The organism is Saccharopolyspora griseoalba, from assembly GCF_042665275.1.
GTDB lineage: Bacteria > Actinomycetota > Actinomycetes > Mycobacteriales > Pseudonocardiaceae > Saccharopolyspora > Saccharopolyspora griseoalba.
The window spans coordinates 354626-379680 of the sequence record NZ_JBHTCJ010000006.1; the positions used below are offsets into that span (position 1 = coordinate 354626).

Genomic DNA, 25055 nt, shown 5'->3' on the forward strand with positions numbered 1-25055 from the left:
CAGGGGGCGGTTCCCGGCCAAACTGCGGGTGGGAATGCCACGAGGGCCTTCGACTCGTGGTCGAAGGCCCCCGCGCTCTCGCCGGGTGGGGATCAGGCCTGGCCGATCTCCCCACCGTTGCCGGGGCGCACCGCGACGACCGACGGGCGGGGCACCGAGGAGCCGCCGTCGGGCCAGTGCGATGCGGGGTTGTCGGCGTTGGCGCCGTCGACCTCGCCGGGGTGCTGCACGCAGACCGTCACCACCGAGTCGTGGATGACGGGGCCGCAGGTCTCCGCGCCCTTGGGCACGGTGAGGAACTGCTTGACGTGACCGCGTTCCGGGCCCTCGACCGGGACCGCGAACAGGCCGTCGTTGGACCCGAGCGCGTTGCCGTCGGTGGAGATCCACAGGTTGCCGTGCCGGTCGAAGGCCACGTTGTCCGGGCAGGAGATCGGGCTGACCTTGGACTTGTCGAACCCGCCGTAGTAGGTGCTCGAATCGTTCGGGTCACCGCAGACCAGCAGCAGGTTCCAGCCGAGGCTGGTGCCGGTCGCGTCGTCGGTGATCTCGATGACCTGCCCGTTCTTGTTGCCGACGCGGGGGTTGGCCTCGTCGACGCCGGCGTGCCCGGCGGTGCCGCGGTTGGAGTTGTTGGTCAGCGCGCAGTAGACCTTGCGGTTGACCGGGTTCGGCTGGATGTCCTCCGGGCGGTCCATCTTCGTGGCGCCCGCGGCGTCGGCGGCCATGCGGGTGAAGACGTAGACCTCCTCGGCGGAGAAGCCGGGGACGAAGGACTCGTCGCCGCTGGCGAGCTCGATCCACTCGCCGGTGCCGTCGAAGTGGCCGTCGGACGGGAGCTTCCCGCTGCCGTCGATCTCGCTCTCCGGGCTGTTGCCGGTGAACTTGGCGACGTAGAGCGTGCCCTCGTCGAGCAGGGCCATGTTGTGCCGGCGCGCGTGCGCGCTGGAGCCCTTCTTGACCGCGCCGTCGGAGACGAACTTGTAGATGTACTCGAAGCGCTCGTCGTCGCCCGAGTAGGCCACCACGCGGCCGTCCTCGGCGATCTGGATGGACGCGCTCTCGTGCTTGAACCGGCCCAGCGCGGTGTGCTTGACCGGCGTGGAGCTCGGGTCGTTCGGGTCGATCTCCACGATCCAGCCGAACCGGTTGGTCTCGTTGAGCTCCTGGGCGACGTCCCAGCGCTTGTCGAAGCGCTCCCACTTGCGGGTGCTGGCCCCGCCCTCGATGCCGTAGCGCGCCAGGCGCTCCTGCGCCTTCGGGTCGGTGACCTGGTCGGCGTTGGCGAAGTACTGGTGGAAGTTCTCCTCGCCGGACAGGATCGTGCCCCACGGGGTGAGGCTGCCCGCGCAGTTGTTCTGGGTGCCGAAGACCTTGGTGCCGGTCGGGTCGACCGAGGTCTTGAGCAGGTCGCTGCCCGCGGCGGGCCCGCGCACCTCGAACTCGGTGTTCAGGCTGATGCGCCGGTTGTACTCGCTGGGCGTGGCCGCGAGGCCGCCGTTGCCGTCGCGCTCGACGCGGACCACCGACAGGCCGTGCGCGGCCCACGCGATGCGGACCTGCTCCTCGGTCGGGTTGTTCTCGTCGTAGCCGCGGAACATGTGCTCTTCGCTGGTGTACTCGTGGTTGCACACCAGCAGGTGCTCGCGCCCGTTGCTGCTGAGCGGGATCAGCTCGGCGAAGTCGTTGTTGTAGCCGAACTGCTTCTCCTGCGCCTCGGCGCTCTGGTTGTCGAAGTCGAACTCGGGCGCGCCCTCGACGACCGGGTCACCCCACCGGATCACGACGTTCTGCTGGTAACCCTCGGGAACGACCACCGCGTCCTCGGTGTTCGGGGCGACCGGCTCGAAGTTGGTGCCGGGCGCGCCGCCGGAGGCCTGCGCCGGCGGCTGCGCCGGGGCGGCGGCAGCGGTCCCGGACAGCGCGGCTGCTCCACCGATGGTCAGCGCCATCGCGCCGGTGGCCTTCAGCGCGGTGCGGCGGCTGAGCGCGCTCTCGACGATGTCGCCGAAGTAGCTGTTGTCCGAGGTGTTCGGCGCCTCGTGAGCGCAGGCGTTGCCGCAGCGGTACTTGCAGGTGACCGAGGAGCGGTTCGCCGTGTGGTGGGTGGCCAGCGGGAGCGGAATGACCCGCCCGCTTTCCGGTCGGCTGGACAAGCGGACCTCCTGAAAGTCTTGTGGGAACACTCAAACGTTAGGCAGATCAGGCGATGTGTCTTGGTCCTTTGGGTGAACAGAAGTAGAACAAGCAACACAGAGTCGCTGGTACCGCTGAATCGTCGTTGACTCCGCGTCGTTCGGGTGATCGCGGAACGTCACGTCCCCGAACAGCTGTCAGCGCGCGGTGAACTCGCGCAGCGGTCGGTTGCGGACGCCCTGCACGGCGACCCCGACCGCGCACAGCAGCGCTCCCGACACGGCCGCGGCGGTGGCCGAGGTGGCGTCGGCGGCCAGGCCCGCCCGGAAGTTTCCCAGGTCGGGCCCGGACGCGCCCACGACGGGATCCACCGCGTTGACCCGACCGCGGTGCGAGTCGGGCGTGGCCAGCAGCACGATCGAGCCCCGGCAGATCACCGAGGTGGTGTCGGCCGCGCCGGCCGCGGTCAGGCAGCCCAGCAGCACCCACGGCGACTGCGCGAGGCCGAACCCGACGAGCGCCACGCCCCACGTCCCCGCCGCCAGCACCATCACCAGGCCGGGGCGCCGCGCGCTGGTCACCGCGCCGGAGGCGAGCCCGCCCAGCAGGCCGCCGAGCGCGAGCGCGGACATGAGCAGTCCCAGCGTCTCCGGGTTCCCGCCGAAGCGCTCCGCGTTGATCGCCGGGAACAGCGCGATCGGGAAGGCCAGCACGGTGGCCAGCACGTCGTTGAGGAACACCCCGCGCAGCACCCGGGAGCCCAGCACGAAGCGCCACCCCTGCCGGATCGCGGCCAGGCCGGGCCGGGTGCCCCGACCGTCCGGGCGGATGCTGGGCAGCCGCGCGATCGCGTGGAGGGCGGCGCCGAAGCTGGCGGCGACGAGCAGGTAGCAGGCCGTCGTCCCGGCGGCCCCGATCAGCCCGCCGGCGAGGGCCGGGCCGACCAGCATCGCGACCTGGAAGCCGACGTGGTCCAGGGCGACCCCGGCCGGGACCTGGTCGGCGGGCAGCAGGCGCGGGGTGAAGACGCGGCGCGCGGGCGCGCCCAGGCCGGAGCAGCCCGCGCTCAGGGCGGCCAGGGCCAGCAGGGCCCACATCGATTCCAGCCCGGTCCAGGCCTGCGCGGCCAGCAGCAGCGCGGTCAGCAGCTGGCCGGAGGTGGCGAGCAGCGCGACCGCGCGGCGGTCCGCGGCGTCGGCCAGCGAGCCGCCGGCCAGCCCGCCGATCACTCGCGGCACCGCCTGCGCGATGCCGAGCGCGCCGACGGCCGCGGTGTCGGCGGTGATCTGCCACATCTGGAAGAGCACGGCGACCGCGGTCAGCTGGCTGCCGAGGGTGGACAGCTCGCCGCCCCACCACAGCCGCCGGAAGTGCGCGTGCCGCAGCGGTCGAAAGTCGATCCATGCGCCCACGGGTGCTGATCTTCGTCGAGCGCGCGCGGCGCGGCGAGCGGTTTTCCCGGTTGCGGCCATATACCCCCCGGGGGTATAAAGGAGGTGTGGGAAGGGGACCTCGCCATGAACGGACATGAGCACCACGAGCACCGATCGACCGGGCTGACGCGGCAGGCGATCTCGGCGACCGCGCACTGCCTCACCGGCTGCGCGATCGGTGAGGTCATGGGGATGGTGATCGGGACCGCGCTCGGCTGGAGCAACCTGGCGACGATCGCGCTCGCGGTCGCGCTGGCGTTCTTCTTCGGCTACAGCCTGACCATCTGGCCGGTGCTGCGGGCGGGTGTCGGGCTGTCCGCGGCGATCGGAGTGGCCCTGGCGGCCGACACCCTGTCGATCGCCGTGATGGAGGTGGTGGACAACCTGTTCATGGTCCTGGTCCCGGGTGCCATGGAAGCGGGTCTGACCAGCTGGCTGTTCTGGGTCGCCCTGGCCGCCGCGCTGGCGGTGGCCTTCGTCCTGACCGTGCCGGTCAACCGCGCCCTGATCCGCCGCGGCAAGGGGCACGCCGTGGTGCACCAGTACCACTGAGGATCCCGTCGAACGCGGAGGTCCCCTGCGAGCAGCTGCTCGCAGGGGACCTCCGCGTTCGAGCCGGTCGGGGGCTCCGCGCTCTGCTCGCCGGAAGTCCCGGCTCGCCGTTCCGGGCCCTAGGCGAAGATGCTCAGCACCAGGACGAAGGCGAAGCCGATGACGCCGATCAGCGTCTCCAGCACCGTCCAGGTCTTTAGCGTCGTCTTGACGTCCATCCCCAGGAAGCGGCCGACCAGCCAGAACCCGGAGTCGTTGACGTGCGACAGGACGGTCGCACCGCAGGCGATGGTGATCACCAGCAGCGCCCGGTAGAGCGGGGAGACGCCCTCGGTGGCCGCCACGGTCGGGGCGAGGAGCCCGGCGGTGGTGGTCAGCGCCACGGTCGCCGAGCCCTGGGCAACGCGCAGCGCGGTGGAGATGACGAACGCCGCGAGCAGGAGCGGGAAGCCGAAGGAGTTCAGCGTGTCGGCGAGGGCGTCGCCGATCCCGCTGACCTTGAGCACCTCGCCGAACATGCCGCCCGCGCCGGTGATCAGGATGATCGCGCAGACCGGCGCGAGCGCCCCGTTGACGATGCCCTCCACGCTGGCTCGCGAGCGCCCGCGCCCGAGGATCGCGATGCTGGCGATGGCGGTGATCAGCAGGGCGACCGGGGTCGCGCCGAGCACCTGCAGCGCCTGCACCCAGGTGGCGTCGCCGTTGACGACCCCGGCGGTGTCCAGCGTGTCCAGCCCGGTGTCGAGGAAGATCAGCAGCATCGGCATCAGCAGCAGCGCGATGACCGTGCCGAACTTCGGGTACGGCAGCGAGCTGTCCTCGTCGTCGCTGGTCTTGCCTGCCGCGGCGGCCGAGATGGCCGGCACCGGCACGTCCACCCGCCTGCCGATCAGCTTGCCGCCGACGTAGGCCGAGAGGTACCAGGTGGGGATCGCGATCACCAGGCCGACGATGAGCACGAGGCCCATGTCCGCGCCGAAGAACTCCGCCGCGGCGACCGGGCCGGGGTGCGGCGGGACGAACGCGTGCATCACCGCGAACGCGCCGACCGAGGGCAGCGCGTAGAGCAGCACCGAGCCGCCGAACCGGGTGGCGACGCTGAAGATGATCGGGACGAACACCACGAAGGCGGCGTCCAGGAAGATCGGGAAGCCGAAGATCAGCGAGGCCACGCCGAGCGCCAGCGGCGCTCGCTTCTCGCCGAAGCGGGTGATCAGGCTGTTGGCCAGGACGTCGGCGCCGCCGGTGACCTCCAGCAGCCTGCCGATCATCGCGCCGAGACCGACCAGCAGGCCGACTTCGGCGAGGGTTTCCCCGAACCCGCCGACCAGGGTGTCGACGAGCTCGTCCAGCGGGACCCGGGTGGCCAGCGCGGTCAGGATGCTGACCAGCACCAGCGAGATGAACGCGTGCAGCCGGAACTTGATGATCAGCACCAGCAGCAGCGCGACTGCCCCCAGCGCGATCCCCAGCAGCGGACCTACTCCGTAGGCCGGAGTCATCGTTTCCATACTTTCCTATTCCTCGACGCTGAGCGAATACGATCGACGCCCCCGCGGGGCGCTGCGCCGCCGGTGGCGGCTGATCCGCGGTGATCAGCGGGTCACGTCGGACCCGCTCGCGGTGAGCTCCGCGCGATCCGGAAGCCCTTCCCAGTCGCCGGTGACCGCGACGGTGAACGCGCCGGCGGCAGCGGCGTCGTCCAGCCGCTGCCCGACCGGCCGATCGTCGAGCCGGGCCGCGAGGTACGCGGCCGCGAAGGCGTCCCCGGCTCCGACCGGGTCGACGACGGTGGTGGGGCGGGGCGGCACCGGGAGCAGTTCCTCGTCGGCGAGCGCGACCGCGCCCCGCTCGCCGAGCTTGATCACGACCTCGCGCGGTCCGAGCCCGGACAGCGCGCGGGCCAGTTCTTCGGGGTTCGAGCCCTCGACCAGCAGCCTGGCCTCGTCCTCGGTGGCGAACAGCACCGAGCTCGCGGCGGCCAGCGGCCGCAGCACCTCGGCCGCCTCGCCGGGGCTCCACAGCGCGCTGCGGTAGTTCAGGTCCAGCGAGATCGGCACGTCGGCGGCGCGCGCTGTCTCCGCGGCCGCCCGCGCGGCCGCGCGGGCGGATTCGCTGAGCGCGGGCGTGATGCCGGTCAGGTGCAGCAGCCCGGCGCCGCGGACCTGCGCCTCGTCGACGTCCTGCGGGCGCAGCCGGGACCCCGCCGAGTTCGAGCGGTAGTAGGACACCCGGGTGCGGGTGCCGGTCCGCCGCTCCTTGACCATCAGGGCCGTCGGGGCGTGCTCGTCGACCAGCACGTGCTCGGCCGGGATCCGCTGGCCCGCGAGCGTCATCCGGATCAGCTCGCCGAACTCGTCGTCGCCGACGCGGCCGATCCAGCAGGCGCGGCCGCCGAGGCGGGCGACCCCGATGGCCACGGTGGCCTCGGCGCCCGCGACGCCGAGGGAGAGGTTCGGGGCGTGCCGCAGCGGTCCGGTGATCGGCGAGGTGAGCACGGCCATCGCTTCGCCGAGGGTGACCAGTCGCCGGCTCACGCCTCGGGCCTCGTCTCGGTCAGCAGTGCGCGCGCCCGACGGCCCAGCTCGGCGAGGTCCCCGCCCTCGAGGGCGTCGCACAGCAGCGGCCCGCCGACGCCGACGCCGCAGGCCCCGGCGTCGAGGTAGGCGCGCGCGGTGTCCGGCGAGACACCGCCGGTGGGCAGCATCGGGATGTCGTCGAGCGGGGCGCGGAGCTCGCGCACGTACCCCGGGCCGCCGAGGCTGGCCGGGAAGATCTTGACGGCGCTGGCGCCCAGCTTCGCCGCGTTCGCGACCTCGGTGGCGGTGAACGCGCCGGGGAAGTAGGCCAGCCCGCGCGCGGCCACGCGGTCGGCGACCTCCTCGTCGGTCCCCGGCGTGACGACGAACCGGGCCCCGGCCGCGGCCGCCCGGTCCACCTGCTCGGGCGTGCGCACCGTGCCCACGCCCAGCTCGACGGCGGAACCGTGCCGCTCCCCGGCGGCGCGGACGGCTTCCAGCGCGCCCGGGGTGTTCATCGTGATCTCGAGGCAGCGCACGCCGGCCTCGACGAGCGCGTCCACGGTCGCGTCGAGGTGTTCGCCGGAGCGTCCGCGCAAGATCGCGATCACCCGGGTGCTCCGGAGCCCTTCGCCGAGCGGGATCTTCTTCGAGCTCAAGTTGCCTGACCTTCTCGCTTGCAGTATGTGCAAATACTATGTAAATGTTGCATCAGTCTGTAGGCTGCCCGGCCAGAGGTCAAGGAGTGAGATGTCGAGAACCGTCGCCAAAGCCGTGGTCGTGCTCAACGAGCTGGCCGAAGGGCCCCGGTCGCTGTCGGCGCTGGCCGAGTCCGTGGGGGTGCACTCGTCCACGGCGCTGCGGATGATCCAGCCGCTGGCCGAGGCCGGGCTGATCACGCGCGGCGGCGACGGGAAGTACCGGCTGGGCTTGCGCCTGGCCGAGCTGGGGCAGCAGGTCATCGACAACCTGGACCTGCACGCCACCGCGCGCGAGCACCTGCTGCCGCTGGCCGAGGCGACCCGCGCGACGGTGCACCTGGCCCAGCTGATCGACGGCACGATCGTCTACATCGACAAGATCGAGAGCTCCGCGACGGTGCGCACCTGGTCCCGGATCGGCCGTCCGGTCCCGCTGCACACCTCGGCGGTGAGCAAGGCGATCCTGGCCGGTCTCGACCCGGCCGCGCGGGACCCGCTGATCGACGAGTGCGACTTCCAGCGCCACACCGAGGCGACCATCACCACCCGCGAAGCGCTGCTGGCCGAGCTGCGCGAGACCGCGGAGCGGGGGTACGCGACCGATCTGGGCGAGTTCGAGCCGCTGGTCCACTGCGTCGGCGTCCCGGTTCCCGACGTGTCGGGGATCCAGGCGGCGATCTCGGTGACCACGATCCGGGCCGACCCCGACCTCGACGCGCTCCGCGGGCTGGTCCCCCGGCTCGCCTCCGCGGCGAGCGCGATCGCCGCCGACCTCGGGCACCGGAGCTGATCGGCTCCGGCGCGACCCCGAAAGCAGCACGAACAGGAGAACTCGTCCAGTGAAGATCGCGAGCATCAAGACCTACCTGATCGAACCCCGTTGGTTGTTCCTCCGGGTGGAGACCGACGACGGCGTCGTCGGCTGGGGCGAGCCGGTCGTCGAGGGGCGCGCGCAGACTGTCGCGGCCGCGGTCGACGAGCTCTCCGAGTACCTGATCGGAGCCGACGCGCGTCGCATCGAGGACCACTGGCAGGTGCTGACCAAGGGCGGCTTCTACCGGGGCGGGCCGATCCTGTCCAGCGCGGTGGCCGGCATCGACCAGGCGCTGTGGGACATCCGCGGCAAGTCGCTCGGCGTCCCGGTGCACGAGCTGCTCGGCGGAGCGGTGCGGGGCCGGATGCGGATCTACTGCTGGATCGGCGGCGACGAACCGACCGCGGTCTCCGAGGAGGCGGCCCGGCAGGTGGACGCGGGGCTGACCGCGGTCAAGATGAACGCCACCGGGCGGATGCGGGGGCTGGAGACCACCGCGCAGATCCAGGCCGCCGTCGACCGGGTGGCGGCCGTCCGCGAGGTCATGGGCCCGGACCGCGACGTCGCGGTCGACTTCCACGGCCGGATCTCGCCCGCCGTGGCGCGCGTGCTCTGCCGCGAGCTGGAGCCGCTGCAGCCCATGTTCGTCGAAGAGCCCGTGGTCCCCGAGCTGTCCAAGGACATCGGGCGGATCTGCGAGTCGACCACGATCCCGATCGCGACCGGGGAGCGGCTGTTCTCCCGGTGGGACTTCCGCGACGTGCTGCCCGCGGGCGTGGCGGTGGTCCAGCCCGATCTCTCGCACGCGGGCGGCATCTCGGAGTGCCGGCGCATCGCCGCGTTCGCCGAGACCTACGGCGTCAGCTTCGCCCCGCACTGCCCGCTCGGGCCGGTCGCGCTGGCGGCCAGCCTGCAGGTCGACTTCGCGAGCCCGAACGCGCTCATCCAGGAGACCAGCCTGGGCATCCACTACAACACGGGTTCGGACCTGCTGGACTACCTCGCCGACCCGTCGGTCTTCGAGTTCGCCGACGGCTTCGTGCAGCGGCCGACGGCGCCCGGACTCGGCGTCGAGATCGACGAGGCGGCCGTTCAGCGGGCCGCCGAGGTGGGCCACCGCTGGCGCTCGCCGGTCTGGCGCCACCAGGACGGCAGCTTCGCCGAGTGGTGAGCTCCCCTTCTGATGAGAAGAGTCCCCAGCACGGCGCTGGGGACTCTTCTCATCAAGAGGGGGAGCGTCAGACCTCTTCGCCGACCAGGGCCGCTTCGGCCGGGACCTCGTGCGGGTTCTTCCGCAGGCCGGGGGCCAGGAGGACGGCGGCGATGACGCAGAGGGCGGCGCCCACCGCGAACGGCGCGTGGTCGGAGCCGAGCCACTCGGCGACGTGGCCGACCAGCGTGGCCGCGACGGCGCCGCCGAGCCAGCGGCAGAAGTTGTAGCCGGCGCTGGCCACCGGGCGCGGGGCGTCGCTGACGCTCATCGCGCTACCGGTGAACAGCGTGTTGAGCAGGCCCGAGGCCAGGCCGCTGACGATCACGCCGACGACCACCACCGGCTTCGAGCCCAGCGACATGACCGCCAGCACCACCGCGTAGATCAGCACCGCGATCACCGTGCCGCCGACCTCGCCGAAGCGGGCGGCCAGCCGCGGCGCCAGGGTCACCCCGGCGATGGCCACGCACAGGCCCCAGCCGAAGAACACCAGGCCGACCGCGATCGCGCCGAACTCCAGCACGAACGGCGACCAGGCCAGCACGATGAAGAAGGACGCGGTGTAGAAGGCCGAGCCCAGCGAGGTGCGCAGCAGCCCGCCGTGCCGCAGCGCCTTGAGCGGGTCCAGCACGCCGATCTTCGGCCGCGCGGCCTCGTCCTTGGGCAGGAAGCCCGCGGAGAGCACCAGGGCGATCGCCATCAGCACCGCGGTGCCGGCGAACGGCCCGCGCCAGGAGATGTCGCCCAGCAGCGCGCCGAGCAGCGGTCCGGTGGACAGGCCGATGCCCAGCGCAGCCTCGTAGAGCAGGATCGCGGCCTGCTGCCCGCCGGAGGCCGCACCGACGATCACCGAGAGCGCGGTGGCGATGAAGAACGCGTTGCCCAGGCCCCACACGGCGCGCAGCGCGACCAGCTGGCCGATCGAGCCGGCCAGCGCGCAGGCGACCGTGGCGACCACGATCAGCACCAGCCCGGTCATCACGGTGCGCTTGGCGCCGAAGCGGGCGCTGAAGGCGCCGGTGATCAGCATCGCCACCACCTGGACGCCCAGGTAGGACGAGAACAGCAGCGTCACCTGGGACGGGCCCGCGTGCAGCGCCTCGGCGATGGACAGCAGGATCGGGTCGACGAGCCCGATTCCCATGAACGCGATGACGGCGGCGAAAGCGGTGATCCAAACGGCTTTCGGCTGCCCCTTGAAGACGTCCGCCAACCGAACGTCGTGCCCGGTACTCATCTGACCCCTCAGCGACCGCGGTGGTGAACCGCCCGGCGAACCATTTCGTTCGCAATGCTAACAATAACTTCATTAGCCGGACAAACGAACATGAGCGGGCTCACCGACCGCGATCGCCGCAGGTCAGCCCATCGCGGCCGACGCGGCCTCCGCCACCTCCTGGTCCGGGTGCAGCTCGGCCAGCGCGCTCAGCAGCGCACCCGCGGCCGGTTCCGCCGAGGCGGCCATCTCGCCGATCAGCTTCAACTGGTCCTCGGTGGGCTGGCCGGCGAACTCCTCGACGAAGCTCTCGACGTCGTCCTCGGCCGTGGCGGCCATGCCGTCCAGGGTCAGCGCCAGCTCGTCGCCGGGCCGAGCGATCGATTCGCCGGTCGCGGCACCCAGCCAGACCCGCACGGTGGCCCCGCAGCGCTCGTCGTCGACCAGCCCGCGCGCGGCCGCGATGCCCTCGTCCCCGGCGTATTCCAGGATCGCCAGCGCCGCCAGCCGCACCGGCGGCTCGTCGACGCGCTCGAGCAGCTCGGCCAGGTCGGTCGCCGCCTGCTTCGCGCCCCGGTGCGAGATCCACTGGGTGCACAGCGCCTGCTGGGTCTGCGGCGGGGCCTCGGCGAACAGCAGCGCCACCAGCTCGGCGGGGGCGGTGCGCAGCTCGGCCACCGTGGGAACCCGGAACCCGAAGGCGCGCAGCGACTCCCGCGCCGCCCACCGGCCGGCCGGGCGCATCTCCAGCAGCCGCTCGTCCTCGTCGTCCACGACCACGGCGTCCATCGCCGCCCACTGCGCGGTGATCGTCCGCACCACCGAGGCCAGCCCCGCGGTGTCGTCGAGCTCCAGCGCGTCGGCGGCGAAGTCGACCAGGAAGTCCTCCGGGACCGGCTCGGTGGCCGCGTACAGGGCGCTGAGCAGGGTCTGCACGATCTCGGGGACCGCGTCCTCCTCGGCGTCCGCCAACTGCTCGGCGAAGGCGTCCTCGACCAGCACGAACCGCTGCCACAACCGGTTCCACAGCAGCTCGGGCTCGGCCAGCACCGGCGCCGCGATCAGCGTCGGCACGATGCGCTCCTCGGACATGCGCAGCAGACCGGCCCGAGCGCACCACTCCAGCAGCAGGTCCGCGGTCTCGGTGTCGCCGAGCGCCTCGACCAGGGAGTCGGCCGCCGACGGGTCGCCGTCGGTCTCGGCCCACCGGATCACCTCGGCGACCTGCTCGACGATCGGCGCGTCGGCGGCGATCTCGCGGTGCGGCCCCTCGCCGGTCAGCTGCACCGGCGGCAGCCACACCGCCTCGTCGTCGGAGTCCTCCTCCAGGCGGTCGACGAGGTCCTCGTCCACGTCGACCTCGCCCCGCTCGACCTGGGCGGCGAACTCCGCGACCGCGTCCTCGTCGCTCTCGTCCACGCCGTGCTCGAGCAGCGCGGTGCGCCAGAACTTCTCGGCACCCCACTCGGTCGGCTCGGCCATCCCGGCCAGGTAGCGCGGGGTGGCCGCGTCGACCGCCTCGTGCAGCGCGGTGAGCGGATCACCCGCGAGCAGGCCCTCCTCGGCGAGGAAGTCCAGCCAGCGGTGCGCGAACCGGGGGACCTGCGACCAGTCCTCGGACAGCACCACCCTGCGCGGCGCGACCTCGGCGAGGAACCGCACCACGTCGGCCTCGGTCCAGTGCGCCAGCAGTCCGTCCGCGGCGAGCTTGTCGCGCAGCAGCAGCATCGCGAGCTCGGCCGAGACCTGGTCCGGGTGGTGCTGGGTGAAGAGGGTGATCAGCTCGAAGCGCGCGGCCTCGAACCGCTCGGTCTCGCCGTGGATGAATACCGTGCGCATGACCGACTCCATTCGCTCGCGGGTGCGGGGTGCTGCGAACGAGGTTAGAGATCGCCGGGTGCGCCGACCCCTCCGCCTGCCGCCGGTGTGTCGGGCGAGCGCGCCGCCCCGCGCGGACGGATCACCGGCCCGGCCCCGTCAGCTCCACGCCGCGGCGGCGATCATCAGGCCGGTCGCGCCGGCGCCGAGCCCCACCAGCACCGTGCCGAGCACGTTGAGCAGAGCGAACAGCCGAGCCCCGTCGACGATCAGCCGGACGCTCTCGTATCCGAAGGTGCTGTAGGTGGTCAGCGCGCCGCACAGGCCGATCCCGACCAGCGGGTGCAGCACCGGCAGCTCGATCCCGAACAGCCCGGCGCCGGCCAGCAGCCCGAGCAGCAGGGAACCGGTCGCGTTGACCACCAGGGTGCCCCACGGGAAGCCCGTGTCGTGCCGCGCCTGGACCCAGCGATCGGTGAGGAAGCGCAGGCAGGCCCCGACCGCGCCGCCGAGCGCGACGAGCAGCGCGGTCACCGGTCCTCCCGCCTCGCGCGGCGGACGACCTCGACCTCGTCGAGCAGCACCAGGCCCTCGCCGACCAGCTCGTCGAGCTCCGGGAGGAAGGCCCGCACCCGCGCCTCGTCGTCGACGATCACCACCGCCACCGGCAGGTCCTCGCTCAGCGACAGCAGCCGCGCGGTGTGGATAGCCGAGGACGCGCCGAACCCCTCCACGCCGCGGAACACCGACGCCCCGGCCAGGCCGGCTTCGCGGGCCCGCCGCACGATCTCGTGGTACAGCGGTTTGTGCTGGTGGGTGTCGTCCTCGCCGACGATCGCGGTGAGTCGGAGAGCCCTGCCGCCCGAGCTCATCGGCGCGCTCCCCGCAGCCCGCGGGTGGCCAGCCGGGTCAGCACCAGCCCGGCGAGCACCGCGAGCAGGCAGCTCAGGACCGTCCCGACCAGGTAGGCCAGCGCGAGCGCCGGGTGCGCGCGCAGCGCCAGGCCGAGCGCGTCGGTGACGTAGGTGGACAACGTGGTGAACCCGCCGAGCAGTCCGACGCCGAGGAACGGCCGCAGCAGCCGGTGCGGGGTGACCACCTCGGTGATGGTGTGCATCAGCACCCCGATGGCCAGGCAGCCAAGCACGTTGACCAGCAGCGTGGCCGCCGGTCCCGGCCAGGCGAGGGCTGCTCCGTAGCGCGCCAGCGATCCGAGCGCGCCGCCGACCGCGACGGCGCCCAGCACGTCCAGCGGGGCGCCGGACGCGGGTCGGCGCGGCGCCCGCAGCTCGGAGGGGAAGGCCATGCCCGAGCAGGCTACTCGCGCGGCGGTGCGCCGCCCAGCGCAGGTCAGGGGCGCCGCCCGGCCGGGAGGGCCGGCCGGGGACGCCCCTGGTTCGCGCGAGTCCCGATCACATGACCTTGATCTCGGCCCGCCGCGCGGCCTCCGGGTCGCCGCTGGCGTCGCCCTTGCCGGCGACCTGCATCCGATCGGCGGTGATGCCCGCCTGGGAGAGCTGGTCGGCGACGGTCTGCGCCCGCTGGGTGGACAGCTCCTGGGCGTCCGCGGTGGAGCCGTTGACCGCGGCGGTGTAGCCGGAGACCTCGAAGCGCAGCTCCTGCGGCGCCTGCTTGAGCATCTCGGCGACCTGGGTGACGCTCTGCCGCCCCTGGTCGGTGAGGTCGGCCGAGTCCGGGTTGAAGGTGATCGGGGAGCTCTGCTGCAGCTCGTCGATCTTGCCCTGCAGCTCGGTCTTGGCGGCCGCGACGTCGCCCGCCTGGCCCTGGCCGGCCTGGCCTTGACCTTCCTGACCCTGCTGCCCCTGCTCGCCTTCGCCCATGCCGCCGGGAGTGGCCGACGGCGGGGCCTGCTGCTGGCCTTCCTGGCCCTGGCCCTGGCCCTGTTGACCCTGGCCGCCCTCCTGGCCGGTACCGCACCCGGCAAGGAGTGCGGCGGCGCTGGTGATCACAACGGCGGCGTACTTGATGCTGGTTCGACGCATGGCCCACCTCGCTCGTGCGAATCGGCTGAGACGGGCAGATGGTGCTCCGCGATCTGTCCACGATGGAGGAACGACACATGCGCATCCACCCCAACGAGTGAAGTTGTCACGTCGTTGGGGTGGTAGCCGATCGGAAATCCCTCAGCGGCTCGCCACTCGGCGGTAGCGGGCCACCGCCAGCGGCATGAACACGGCCATGATCACCAGCGATGCCGCGATCGAGTAGAGCACCGCGTGCTGCGAGGGCCAGCTGTCCGGCGGCGGGCCGGTCACCCGCAGCGGGTTGCCGTAGAGCTCGCGCAGCGCGTCGGCGGTCACGGTGATCGGGTTCCACTCCGCGAAGGCGCGCAGCGGTCCCGGCATCGCCTCGGCCGGGACGAACGCCGAGGACACGAAGGTCACCGGGAACAACCACAGCAGCCCGGCGCTCTGGGCCACCTCGACGCTGCGCGCGATCAGCCCGATGAACGCACCGACCCAGGACATCGCGAAGGAGAACAGCAGCAGGATGCCGAAGGCCAGCAGCGCGTCGAGCAGGCTGCCGCGGATCCGCCAGCCCACGACCAGCCCGCACAGCGACATGATCACCACGGTCAGCACGCTGACCGCCAGGTCGGACGAGGTGCGCCCGAGCAGCACCGCGATCCGCGACATCGGCAGCGAGCGGAACCGGTCGACCATCCCCTTGGTCTGGTCGTTGGCCAGCCCGATCACGGTGAACGCGCTGTTGAACGCCACGGTCTGCACGAAGATCCCGCCGATCAGGAACTCCCGGTAGGCCCCGCCGCCGAGGCTGCCGCCGAAGACGTAGGCGAACATCAGCACGAACATGATCGGCTGCGCGGTGCTGGACAGCAGCAGGTCCGGGTTGCGCCGGATGTTCATCAGGTTCCGCCAGGCCACCACGCCGCTGTCGCGCAGGCTCGCGGTCAACGCGGTCATGTCCGCTCCTCCTCGGCGTGGCGCCCGGTCAGCCCCAGGAACACGTCGTCCAGGGTGGGTCGGTGCAGCGCCACGTCCTGCACCCCGACGCCGTCCCCGTCGAGCCGGCGCAGCGCCTCGATCAGCGCCTTGGGGCCGGTGTCCACGGCGATCGAGACCCGGCGCAGCTGCTCCTCGGTCTGCGGAGCGCCGACCCCGACCTCGCCGAGCACCCTGGCGACCACCGGCAGGTCGACCGCGTCCTGGGCGACCAGCTCGAGGCGTTCCCCGCCCACCTGCGCCTTGAGCCGGTCGGCGGTGCCCTCGGCGATGACCTTGCCGCGGTCGATGACCGCGATCGAGTCGGCCAGCTGGTCGGCCTCCTCCAGGTACTGCGTGGTCAGCAGGACCGTGGTGCCGTCGGCGACCAGCTCGCCGATGACCTCCCAGGTGTCCATCCGGCCGCGCGGGTCCAGCCCGGTGGTGGGCTCGTCGAGCACCGCGACCGCGGGCTCGGCCACAAGCGCGCCGGCCAGGTCGAGCCTGCGCCGCATGCCGCCGGAGTAGCCCTTCGACGGCCGGTCGGCGGCCTCCTGCAGCCGGAACCGGTCGATGAGCTCGCGGGCCCGCTTGGCCGCGGCCTTGCGCGACTTCCCGTAGAGGCGACCGACCATGTAGAGGTTCTCGTAGCCGGTGAGGTGCTCGTCGACCGCCGCGTACTGCCCGGACAGCCCGATCGATCGCCGCACCGCGTGCGGTTCGGCCAGCACGTCGTGCCCGGCCACCCACGCGCGGCCGGAGTCCGGGCGCAGCAGCGTGGTGAGGATCCGAACCGTGGTGGTCTTGCCCGCGCCGTTGGGTCCGAGCAGCCCCAGCACCTGCCCGGCGGGTATCTCCAGGTCCACCCCGTCCAGCGCGCGGGTGGAGCCGAAGCTCTTGACCAGGGCTTCCGCCCGGATGGCACTCATCGACTACCGCCCCCAGCCGTGATTTTCCTCCGACGTCCGGCCACTGTAGGAGCGGAATCCGACAATCCGCCTCCGAATTTCCCGATGCCCGGGGTTCTTCCCGGGCAGGAGCGCGGGTCGCTGTGATGTCGCCCGGTCGGCGGCATGGTCGACTCGACAGAAGTTACTGCCAGGTAATACCCTCTTGTTACCGACGAGTAAGGGCCGAGCCGGGCCCGCCGCAGAGCAGCGCGCAAGAGGGAGCCTTCGATGGGCCACTACAAGAGCAACGTCCGAGACCTCGAGTTCAACCTTTTCGAGGTCCTCAAGGTGCAGGACCGACTGGGCAAGGGCGCCTTCGAGCAGGCCGACCAGGACACCGTCCGGGGCGTGCTGTCCGAACTCAACGAGCTGGCCAACGGCCCCCTCGCGGACGGGTTCGTCACGGGTGACCGCAACCCCGCCCAGTTCGACCCGGCCACCCACTCGGTAACCCTGGACGAGACCTTCAAGAAGTCCTACAAGGCCGTGCAGGACGGCGAGTGGTGGCGCCTCGGGCTCCCGGACGAGCTCGGCGGCTACGGCATCCCGCCGACCGTCAACTGGGCCGCGGGCGAGCTGATCCTCGGCTCCAACCCGGCCGTCTACATGTACATGGCGGGCCCGAACTTCGCGACCATCCTCTGGAACAACGGCACCGAGGAGCAGCGCAAGTGGGCCGAGCTCATGATCGAGCGCGGCTGGGGCGCCACCATGGTCCTCACCGAGCCCGACGCCGGCTCCGACGTCGGCGCAGGCCGCACCAAGGCCGTCAAGCAGGACGACGGCTCCTGGCACCTCGACGGCGTCAAGCGCTTCATCACCTCCGGCGACCAGGACATGACCGAGAACATCATGCACCTGGTGCTGGCCCGCCCCGAGGGCCCGGGCGTGGAGAGCAAGCCCGGCACCAAGGGCCTGAGCCTGTTCCTGGTCCCGAAGTTCCACTTCGACGGCGAGACCGGTGAGCCCGGCGAGCGCAACGGCGCCTTCGTCACCAACGTCGAGCACAAGATGGGCCTCAACGCCTCGGCCACCTGCGAGGTCACCTTCGGGCAGAGCGACACCCCGGCCAAGGGCTGGCTGCTCGGCGAGGTGCACGACGGCATCGCGCAGATGTTCCAGGTCATCGAGTACGCCCGGATGATGGTGGGCACCAAGGCCATCGCCACCATGTCCACCGGCTACCTCAACTCCCTGGAGTACGCCAAGGAGCGCGTGCAGGGCGCCGACCTGACCCGGGCCGCGGACAAGACCGCCCCGCGCGTCACGATCACCAACCACCCGGACGTGCGCCGCAGCCTGATGCTGCAGAAGGCCTACACCGAGGGCCTTCGTGCGATCTACCTCTACACCGCGGACTTCCAGGACCAGGTCGCGCAGGGCAAGGCCGACGGCACCGACGTCGAGCTCGCCGAGCAGATCAACGACCTGCTGCTGCCGATCGTCAAGGGCGTCGGCTCCGAGCGGGCCTACGAGATGCTGACCATCGCGCTGCAGACCCTGGGCGGCTCCGGCTACCTGCAGGACTACCCGATCGAGCAGTACATCCGCGACGCCAAGATCGACAGCCTCTACGAGGGCACCACCGCGATCCAGGCGCAGGACTTCCTGTTCCGCAAGATCGTCCGCAACCAGGGCGTCGCGATCGGTCACGTCGCCGGCAAGATCCAGGAGACCCTGGACGCGGCCGACGCCGACGACCGGCTCAAGGAGGAGCGCGCCGCGCTGGCCAAGGCGCTGCAGGACACCCAGGGCATGCTGGGCACCCTGTTCGAGTACCTGACCGCCTCCCAGGAGGAGGTCAGCAACCTCTACAAGGTCGGCCAGCACGCCGTGTCGTTCCTGCTCAGCGTCGGCGACCTGCTCATCGGCTGGAAGCTGCTGCAGCAGGCCGAGATCGCCCAGGCCGCGCTGGACGCCGGCGCCTCGGCCAAGGACGAGTCCTTCTACCAGGGCAAGCTCGCGGCGAACCGGTTCTTCGCCAAGAACGTGCTGCCGGAGCTCACCGCCCGCCGCAAGGTCATCGAGGCGGCCGACCTCTCCCTGATGGAGCTGGACGAGAACGTCTTCTGATCGCGCACCGCACCGAGAAGGCCCGAGGCGCCCGGCGTCTCGGGCCTTCTCGCGCTCCTGGTGCGCGCCGGTGCTGCCGCGCCGGCACCTGCGAACAGCGCCTAGCGGGGCACCGGCGACGGCGCGCGTTCCGGCGGATCCACCACCGAGCGCGCCGACAGGAACGCCGCGAACAGCCCCACCAGCAGCGCCGCCCGGCCCCACACCCCGATCATCAACGCCTGCGCGGTGAACCCGTCGTAGATCCCGCTCGGCTCGCCCGAGGAGATCAGGTACAGCCACCGGAACACCCCCGCGTACATCGCGGCGTCGGCCACCAGGTACGCCGCGATCCACCCCCAGCGGACGCGCACCAGCGCGAAGAACGGCAGCAACCAGAGCGCGTACTGCGGCGAGTGCACCTTGTGCAGCAGCAGGAACGCGCACAGCATCGCCGCCGAGACCTGCAGCCACGGGAACCAGCCGGTCCGCGCGCACCGCAGCCAGCCCACCCAGCACGCGACCGCGAACGCCACCAGCATCAGCGCGGGCGAGACCAGGCCCATCGCGTCCTGGAACCACTGCTCGCCGGTCCACTCGCGGAAGCCCCAGAACCAGATCGAGTTCGTGCTCAGATCGACCTGCCGCCGCGACTGGAACTCGAACGAGGCCCACCAGCCCTCGAAACCGGCCAGCGCGAACGGCAGGTTCACCAGCACCGCCGTGCCCGCGGCCGCCCCCGCGACCCGCAGCGCTCCGCGCCAGTCCCGGCCCGGACCGCTGGTCAGCACGTAGAGCGCCAACGGCAGCACGAAGATCGCCGGGTAGATCTTCACCGCGAAGCCCACGCCCAGCAGCACCCCGGCCCACGTCGCGCGCCGGCGCAACGGAGCGGTCGAACCCGGCCGGTGCACCAGGTGGATCGCCCCGACCGCGCAGGCCACCACCGCCAGGTCCCAGTTGTGGAAGGCGTAGAACACCAGCGGCGGGCCGATCGCCCACAGCAGCGCTCGCCAGCGGCTCAACCGGCCCAGCCACCACGTCACCGCCAGCCCGAACGGCGTCAGCAGCAGCGCGGACACCAGCAGGAACCCCGCGTCGGTGTGCACCGGCAGCGCGCCCAGCCAGATCAGCACCCCGGTCAGCACCGGGTACTCCACGACCCCGCCGTGCAGCGAGCCGTCCGAGTCGATCGAGCCGTGCACGTACGGGAACACGTGCCGGTCGATGTCCCGGCCGATCCACAGGTTCTGGATGTCCGAGTAGCAGACGTCGCGGTAGGCGCGCTCCTGGTAGTTCGGTCCCGAGCGACCCCACTCGTCGAACTCCGGCCCGGTGCACCGCGCCTTGTTCGCGTACCCCAGCAGCAGCGTGCCCAGGGTCAGCGCGCACAGGCCGACCAGCGCGGCGAGGCCGAGCGCCCGCCGCGAACTCCCCGCTCCCCAGATGGCGGGCTCCCCTCTCAGAGCTTGCCGCGGAGGAACTCGATGTCGGCGGCCTGGCCGTCACCGGGGGTCTCCACCACCACCGGGGCGTCGGCCTCGCGCACCACGGCGGCCAGCACCTCCGGGTCGATGTTGCCCGCCCCGATGTTGGCGTGCCGGTCCCGCGAGGAGCCGAACTCGTCCCGCGAGTCGTTGAGGTGCACCAGATCGATCCGCCCGGTGATCGCCTTGACCCGCTCGACCACGTCCACCAGGTCCTCGCCCGCGGCGTGCGCGTGGCAGGTGTCCAGGCAGAACCCCGCGCCGAACTCGCCCACCGCGTCCCACAGCCGCGCCAGCGCGTCGAACGAGCGGGCCATCGCGTTCGTCCCGCCCGCGGTGTTCTCGATCAGCACCGGCACCTCGAAGCCGCCCTCGGCGGCCTGCCGCTCGAACAGCTTGCGCCAGTTCGCCACGCCCTCGGCGGGATCGTCGTCCCTGGTCACGTGCCCGCCGTGCACGATCAACCCCCGCGCGCCCACCTCGGCCGCGGCCGCGGTCTGCTGCAGCACCGACTTGCGCGAGGGGATCCGGATCCGGTTGTTCAGCGACGCCACGTTGATCACGTACGGGGCGTGCACGAACACCTCGACCTGGGAACCGCGCAGCGCCTCGGCCTGCGGGTGCGGCTTGGGCGCCTTCCAGCCCTGCGGATCCGACAGGAAGAACTGCACGACCTCGGCGCCGCGCTCCTCGGCGGCGGTCAACGGGTCGTCATCGCGGACGTGGGCGCCGATACGCATAGCGGCGAGTCTATGCGGGCCCGGGCGACGCGGTGTTCGGGAGTCGCGGCGCGGCCGGGTAACGGGACTTCAACCGATTTGCCGATCTTCCGCAACCAAAGGGGGTACTTGCGCGTTAAGACCGATGAAACACTGGTGCTGATCGACAGCCTGTTCGCGGGGAGGCGAGCCATGGGTCCACGGGGCAAGCCCAATCCCTTGTTCAAGCCGCGCGCGCTCCGCCGCTCGGCGGCCGCCGGTTTCGCGGGCCTGGCCCTCGCGCTGCTGGGCGCCCCGTCGGCGCACGCCGCCGAACCGCTGGTGGTGGGAACCTCGCTGGCCGTCGTGGAGGCCGAGCCCGGGCAGCAGGTCGTGGTCGCGCCCGAAACCATGGACCTCAAGCTCCGCGAGGCCGTGCTGCTCGCCATGCCGCTCGCCTTCGGGCCCGCGGACGACGCGGTCGAGCAGTTCGACCAGCAGAGCCCGATCCCGCTGGGCACCGCCGAGGTCGGGACCACGACCTACTCCGGCTCCCAGATCGCCGACGCCGCGGCGCCGCGGCTGGAGCAGATCGGCCTGCCCGCGGACAAGCTCGACGCGGTGCGGTTCCACTTCGACAACCTGGTCGGCCTGGCCAACTCGGTGACGGTCAAGGTGCCCGAACCGGAGCCGAGCGAGCCGCCGTCGGAGGAGCAGCCGCCGCCTCCGCAGGAGTCCGCACCGCCGCGGGAGAGCACCGAGCCGAGCCCGGCCCCGGCGGCCGCTCCGCCACCGCCGCCGTCCGCGCAGTCCTCCGCGCCCCCGCTCGCGCCCAGCGCGGGCAGCGCCCCGCGCGCGCTGAGCGTGCTGCCGCCGAGCCTGCGCAGCGCCTCCGAGCTGCCCTGGGCCAACGCCGGGTACGGCCGGATCCCGGGTTCCGCGCCCAGCGTCGGTGACCTGGCCGCGCGCGCCGAGCAGAAGCAGCGGGAGCAGGCCCGCCAGGAGGAGATCCGGGCGGCGGGCAGCGCCGAGGCGATGCCCGGCGAGGCCTCGGAGAAGGTCGCTCTCCCGGTGCTGCTGGCTGCGATCTCACTCGCCGTGGTCACCGCGGCGCTCGTCCGCTCCTGGGTGCTGCGCAAGCAGTAACCCCAGCGCAACCGACCTGCGCAGGCGCGCGGGAGAGCGCGGGAGCCCGCCCGGTCGCGCCGCGCGGGGCGATGGAAGCACTGTCGGTGAGGCTTGCTAGCCTTGACCGGTTCGTCGACGCGACGACCCTCCTGCCACGGAAAGTCCGTGGCCGTGAGTCCACAGGAGGTGAGTGGTCTCTATGCGTCATTACGAGCTCATGGTCATCCTCGACCCGAGCCAGGACGAGCGCACCGTCGCTCAGTCCCTCGAAAACAACTTCCTCAGCGTGGTCCGCAACGACGGCGGCACCGTCGAGAAGGTCGACGTCTGGGGCCGCCGCCGGCTGTCCTACGAGATCAACAAGCAGGCCGAGGGCATCTACGTCGTCATCGACCTGAACGCGGAGCCGGCCACGGTCAAGGAGCTGGACCGCCAGCTCAACCTCAACGAGTCGATCCTGCGGACCAAGGTCCAGCGCAAGATCGTCGAGCCCCGCAAGGTCGCCCGCGCCGCCGCCGCTCGCGCCAAGGCCGCCAAGGCCTCGGTCTGAGCCACGGACTGCGAACCCGCTAACGACCAGACTGGAGTCCCCAGGTCATGGCTGGTGAAACGGTAATCACGGTGGTCGGCAACCTGACCGCCGACCCGGAGCTGCGCTTCACCCCGTCCGGTGCGGCGGTCGCGAACTTCACGATCGCCTCCACGCCGCGGACCTTCGACCGCCAGAGCGGTGAGTGGAAGGACGGCGAGGCGCTGTTCCTGCGCTGCAACATCTGGCGGCAGGCCGCGGAGAACGTGGCCGAGACGCTGACCCGCGGCATGCGGGTCGTTGCGCAGGGCCGGCTGCGCCAGCGGTCCTTCGAGACCAAGGAAGGCGAGAAGCGCACCGTCGTCGAGCTCGAGGTCGACGAGATCGGCCCGTCGCTGCGCTACGCCACCGCCAAGGTCAACAAGGTCAGCCGCGGTGGCGGCGGTGGCGGTTTCGGCGGCGGCGCTCCCAGCCCAGCCGGTCCGCCCGCCGACGACCCGTGGGGCTCGGCTCCGCCCGCTGGTTCCGGCGGCGGGTTCAGCGACGAGCCGCCGTTCTAGGACGCGGCGCACCAACGCTTCAGGAAGTTTCGAGGAGGAAGACCGATGGCCAAGGCGCCCGTGCGCAAGCCGAAGAAGAAGGTCTGCGTGTTCTGCAAGGACAAGGCCGCGCAGATCGACTACAAGGACACCACGCTGCTGCGCAAGTACATCTCCGACCGCGGCAAGATCCGCGCCCGTCGGGTGACCGGCAACTGCAGCCAGCACCAGCGCGACGTCGCCATCGCGGTGAAGAACGCCCGCGAGATGGCGCTGCTGCCCTACACCTCGACCGCTCGCTGATCAGGAAAGGAGTCGAGTCGTGAAGATCATCCTCACCGCTGACGTTTCCGGTCTCGGCGAGTCGGGCGACATCGTCGAGGTCAAGGACGGCTACGCGCGCAACTACCTGCTGCCCCAGAACCTGGCCATCGTGGCCACCAAGGGTGCGCAGAAGCAGATCGAGACGATCCGCCGCGTCCAGGAGAACCGCCGCGTGCGGAACCTGGAGCACGCGCAGGAGCTCAAGCAGCAGCTGCAGGACCTGGGCGCGGTCACGCTGACCGCCAAGGTCTCCAAGCAGGGCAAGCTGTTCGGCTCCATCACCAGCGGCGACGTCGCCGCCGCGGTTCGCAAGGCCGGCGGTCCGAACCTGGACAAGCGGACGGTCTCGCTGCGCGGTCACATCAAGTCGCTGGGCAAGCACGTCGTCGACGTGCGCCTGCACCCGGACGTGACGGCCAACGTCAACGTCCAGGTCACCGGCGAGGAGTGAGCCGGTAGCACCGGTTCGCAACACGGCATCGTCCACTCCTGCATTCGTGTTAGGGGTGGGCGATGCCGTCTCCGGGGCGGGTACTCGCCGTCACCGGGACGCGGTGCCGATCAGTCCCGGCTGTTGATCGCGACACGCCGATCGGCGCGACACACCGAAGGTTTTCCACGGATTCTTTCCACAGCTGACGTTGAGCTGTTGACCTGGGGTTTTAGCTCAATCCAACGAGCTTTTCCCCAAGTTATCCCCAGCTGTCCGGAAGGCTGCCGGAACTTATCCCCAGCTCGTCACAACCTATCCACAGGTTGTCCCGAGTTCTGTCCACAACTTGAGTTGCCTGCTCCATGCAGGCGATCTAGCTTCGCGCGCGTGCGTCGAGCGCTACGGCCCGTCCGCGGGCCCGCTCGGCTCGGCGCGCCCGCGGATCGCCGGTGGACGCGGGCGATCGCGTGCTGCCCGAGGAGGTGACGGGGTCAGGTGACGGTGTCCGACGAGCGGGACGATCCGTACTTCACCGACGACGGCGGCGGTGCGGGTGCGGCCGCGACCAGCTTCGAACGCCAGCCCCCGCAGGATCTGGCCGCCGAGCAGTCCGTGCTCGGCGGGATGATGCTGAGCAAGGACGCCATCGCCGATGCCGTCGAGGTGCTCAGCCCCACCGACTTCTACCGGCCTGCGCACCAGGCCATCTACGACGTCGTCCTCGACCTCTACGGTCGCGGCGAGCCCGCGGACGCGATCACCGTCTCCGCCGAGCTGGAGCGCCGCCAGGAGCTGCTCAAGGTCGGCGGCGCGCCGTACCTGCACACGCTGATCGCCACGGTGCCCACCGCGGCCAACGCCGGCTACTACGCGGAGATCGTCTCGGAGAAGGCGATCCTGCGCCGCCTGGTCGAGGCGGGCACCCGGATCGTGCAGCTCGGCTACAACGGCTCGGAGGGCTCGGCGATCGAGGAGGTCGTCGACCGCGCCCAGGCCTCGATCTACGACGTCACCGAGCGCCGCGCCAGCGAGGACTACCACGCGCTGGAGGAGCTGCTCCAGCCGACGATGGACGAGATCGACGCCATCGCCTCGCGCGGCGGCGAGTCCCAGGGCATCCCCACCGGGTTCACCGACCTCGACGGCCTCACCAACGGCCTGCACCCGGGACAGATGATCATCGTCGCGGCGCGGCCCGGTGTCGGCAAGTCGACCCTGGGGCTGGACTTCGCCAGGGCGGCGTCGATCAAGCACGGGCTCGGCAGCGTCATCTTCTCGCTGGAGATGGGGCGCACCGAGATCGTCATGCGCATGCTCTCCGCCGAAGCGCGGATCCGCCTCGGCGACATGCGCGGTGGCCGGATGACCGATGACGACTGGACGCGGCTGGCTCGCCGGATGAGCGAGATCAGCGAGGCGCCGCTGTTCATCGACGACTCGCCGAACCTGACCATGATGGAGATCCGGGCCAAGGCCCGGCGGCTCAAGCAGCGCCACGACATCCAGCTGATCGTGGTGGACTACATGCAGCTGATGACCTCCGGCAAGCG

General features: G+C 71.5%; 24 protein-coding genes and 1 pseudogene. 10 read left to right on the forward strand and 15 right to left on the reverse strand.

Annotation, left to right across the window (positions count from 1 at the left end; genetic code table 11):
* Positions 1 to 92 precede the first annotated feature (92 nt).
* A complete protein-coding gene (locus tag ACFQRI_RS14570) occupies positions 93 to 2156 on the reverse strand; it encodes a PhoX family protein (RefSeq protein ID WP_380668673.1) in 2064 nt (687 codons plus the stop codon).
* A gap of 177 nt (positions 2157 to 2333) precedes the next feature.
* A complete protein-coding gene (locus ACFQRI_RS14575; protein ID WP_380668675.1) occupies positions 2334 to 3548 on the reverse strand; it encodes an MFS transporter in 1215 nt (404 codons plus the stop codon).
* Between the two features lie 105 nt (positions 3549 to 3653).
* Between ACFQRI_RS14575 and ACFQRI_RS14580 the strand changes: the two genes are divergently transcribed.
* Positions 3654 to 4121: a DUF4396 domain-containing protein gene (locus ACFQRI_RS14580; RefSeq protein WP_380668677.1), complete on the forward strand. Its 468-nt coding sequence runs from the start codon at positions 3654 to 3656 to the stop codon at positions 4119 to 4121.
* Positions 4122 to 4240: 119 nt separating this feature from the next.
* On the opposite strand, the gene ACFQRI_RS14585 is transcribed toward ACFQRI_RS14580, so the two are convergent.
* The 3 genes from ACFQRI_RS14585 to ACFQRI_RS14595 all read right to left on the reverse strand — a co-directional run bounded on the left by ACFQRI_RS14585 (position 4241) and on the right by ACFQRI_RS14595 (position 7299).
* The gene (locus ACFQRI_RS14585; RefSeq protein ID WP_380668679.1) at positions 4241 to 5632 is read right to left on the reverse strand and encodes a GntP family permease; all 1392 of its coding nucleotides are present in this window, start codon (positions 5630 to 5632) and stop codon (positions 4241 to 4243) included.
* 84 nt (positions 5633 to 5716) lie between these two features.
* On the reverse strand, positions 5717 to 6658 hold the full coding sequence (locus tag ACFQRI_RS14590) for a sugar kinase (protein WP_380668681.1): 942 nt from the start codon (positions 6656 to 6658) through the stop codon (positions 5717 to 5719).
* A complete protein-coding gene (locus ACFQRI_RS14595; RefSeq protein WP_380668683.1) occupies positions 6655 to 7299 on the reverse strand; it encodes a bifunctional 4-hydroxy-2-oxoglutarate aldolase/2-dehydro-3-deoxy-phosphogluconate aldolase in 645 nt (214 codons plus the stop codon). The genes ACFQRI_RS14590 and ACFQRI_RS14595 overlap by 4 nt, the downstream gene beginning before the upstream one ends.
* 91 nt (positions 7300 to 7390) lie before the next feature.
* On the opposite strand from ACFQRI_RS14595, the gene ACFQRI_RS14600 reads away from it, so the two are divergent.
* The gene (locus ACFQRI_RS14600; RefSeq protein ID WP_380668685.1) at positions 7391 to 8131 is read left to right on the forward strand and encodes an IclR family transcriptional regulator; all 741 of its coding nucleotides are present in this window, start codon (positions 7391 to 7393) and stop codon (positions 8129 to 8131) included.
* 43 nt (positions 8132 to 8174) lie between these two features.
* A pseudogene (gene dgoD / locus ACFQRI_RS14605) lies at positions 8175 to 9326 on the forward strand (galactonate dehydratase); the annotation flags it as partial.
* Positions 9327 to 9393: 67 nt separating this feature from the next.
* On the opposite strand, the gene ACFQRI_RS14610 reads toward dgoD, so the two are convergent.
* The 8 genes from ACFQRI_RS14610 to ACFQRI_RS14645 all read right to left on the reverse strand — a co-directional run bounded on the left by ACFQRI_RS14610 (position 9394) and on the right by ACFQRI_RS14645 (position 16294).
* The gene (locus ACFQRI_RS14610; RefSeq protein WP_380668687.1) at positions 9394 to 10605 is read right to left on the reverse strand and encodes an MFS transporter; all 1212 of its coding nucleotides are present in this window, start codon (positions 10603 to 10605) and stop codon (positions 9394 to 9396) included.
* Between the two features lie 123 nt (positions 10606 to 10728).
* Positions 10729 to 12423, reverse strand: a complete 1695-nt coding sequence (locus ACFQRI_RS14615) for a hypothetical protein (protein ID WP_380668689.1) — start codon at positions 12421 to 12423, stop codon at positions 10729 to 10731.
* Between the two features lie 138 nt (positions 12424 to 12561).
* Positions 12562 to 12936 (reverse strand): fluoride efflux transporter FluC, encoded by a 375-nt coding sequence (locus ACFQRI_RS14620; RefSeq protein ID WP_380668691.1) that lies wholly within the window; start codon positions 12934 to 12936, stop codon positions 12562 to 12564.
* Positions 12933 to 13274, reverse strand: a complete 342-nt coding sequence (locus tag ACFQRI_RS14625) for a DUF190 domain-containing protein (protein WP_380668693.1) — start codon at positions 13272 to 13274, stop codon at positions 12933 to 12935. Before ACFQRI_RS14625 ends, ACFQRI_RS14620 begins: the two co-directional genes overlap by 4 nt.
* Complete coding sequence (locus ACFQRI_RS14630) at positions 13271 to 13708, reverse strand: fluoride efflux transporter FluC (RefSeq protein ID WP_380668695.1); 438 nt, start codon at positions 13706 to 13708, stop codon at positions 13271 to 13273. Before ACFQRI_RS14630 ends, ACFQRI_RS14625 begins: the two co-directional genes overlap by 4 nt.
* Positions 13709 to 13814: 106 nt before the next feature.
* The gene (locus ACFQRI_RS14635; protein WP_380668697.1) at positions 13815 to 14405 is read right to left on the reverse strand and encodes an OmpA family protein; all 591 of its coding nucleotides are present in this window, start codon (positions 14403 to 14405) and stop codon (positions 13815 to 13817) included.
* Positions 14406 to 14546: 141 nt separating this feature from the next.
* Complete coding sequence (locus ACFQRI_RS14640; RefSeq protein ID WP_380668699.1) at positions 14547 to 15347, reverse strand: ABC transporter permease; 801 nt, start codon at positions 15345 to 15347, stop codon at positions 14547 to 14549.
* Positions 15344 to 16294: an ATP-binding cassette domain-containing protein gene (locus ACFQRI_RS14645; RefSeq protein ID WP_380668701.1), complete on the reverse strand. Its 951-nt coding sequence runs from the start codon at positions 16292 to 16294 to the stop codon at positions 15344 to 15346. Before ACFQRI_RS14645 ends, ACFQRI_RS14640 begins: the two co-directional genes overlap by 4 nt.
* 249 nt (positions 16295 to 16543) lie before the next feature.
* Between ACFQRI_RS14645 and ACFQRI_RS14650 the strand changes: the two genes are divergently transcribed.
* Positions 16544 to 18388, forward strand: a complete 1845-nt coding sequence (locus ACFQRI_RS14650; protein WP_380668703.1) for an acyl-CoA dehydrogenase — start codon at positions 16544 to 16546, stop codon at positions 18386 to 18388.
* Positions 18389 to 18489: 101 nt separating this feature from the next.
* Here the strand turns inward: ACFQRI_RS14650 and ACFQRI_RS14655 are convergent, their stop codons facing one another.
* Together ACFQRI_RS14655 and ACFQRI_RS14660 are read right to left on the reverse strand one after the other, a co-directional pair.
* Positions 18490 to 19584, reverse strand: coding sequence for a glycosyltransferase 87 family protein (locus ACFQRI_RS14655; protein ID WP_380668705.1), 1095 nt, complete (start codon positions 19582 to 19584; stop codon positions 18490 to 18492).
* Positions 19585 to 19829: 245 nt separating this feature from the next.
* Positions 19830 to 20594, reverse strand: a complete 765-nt coding sequence (locus ACFQRI_RS14660; protein ID WP_380668707.1) for a deoxyribonuclease IV — start codon at positions 20592 to 20594, stop codon at positions 19830 to 19832.
* Between the two features lie 171 nt (positions 20595 to 20765).
* Here ACFQRI_RS14660 and ACFQRI_RS14665 point away from each other — a divergent pair, with 171 nt between their 5' ends.
* The 6 genes from ACFQRI_RS14665 to ACFQRI_RS14690 all read left to right on the forward strand — a co-directional run.
* Positions 20766 to 21698 carry a hypothetical protein gene (locus ACFQRI_RS14665; protein WP_380668709.1) on the forward strand — a complete coding sequence of 311 codons (933 nt, stop codon included), beginning with the start codon at positions 20766 to 20768 and terminating at the stop codon, positions 21696 to 21698.
* A gap of 181 nt (positions 21699 to 21879) precedes the next feature.
* The gene (rpsF, locus tag ACFQRI_RS14670; protein WP_380668711.1) at positions 21880 to 22230 is read left to right on the forward strand and encodes a 30S ribosomal protein S6; all 351 of its coding nucleotides are present in this window, start codon (positions 21880 to 21882) and stop codon (positions 22228 to 22230) included.
* A gap of 47 nt (positions 22231 to 22277) precedes the next feature.
* Entirely contained in the window at positions 22278 to 22769 is a 492-nt protein-coding gene (locus tag ACFQRI_RS14675; protein ID WP_380668713.1) for a single-stranded DNA-binding protein, read from the forward strand.
* Between the two features lie 45 nt (positions 22770 to 22814).
* Complete coding sequence (rpsR, locus tag ACFQRI_RS14680; protein ID WP_093151213.1) at positions 22815 to 23051, forward strand: 30S ribosomal protein S18; 237 nt, start codon at positions 22815 to 22817, stop codon at positions 23049 to 23051.
* A 19-nt stretch (positions 23052 to 23070) separates the two neighbouring features.
* The gene (gene rplI / locus ACFQRI_RS14685) at positions 23071 to 23523 is read left to right on the forward strand and encodes a 50S ribosomal protein L9 (protein WP_380668715.1); all 453 of its coding nucleotides are present in this window, start codon (positions 23071 to 23073) and stop codon (positions 23521 to 23523) included.
* A gap of 477 nt (positions 23524 to 24000) precedes the next feature.
* A partial coding sequence (locus tag ACFQRI_RS14690) for a DnaB-like helicase C-terminal domain-containing protein (RefSeq protein ID WP_380668717.1) occupies positions 24001 to 25055 on the forward strand: 1055 nt, incomplete at its 3' end.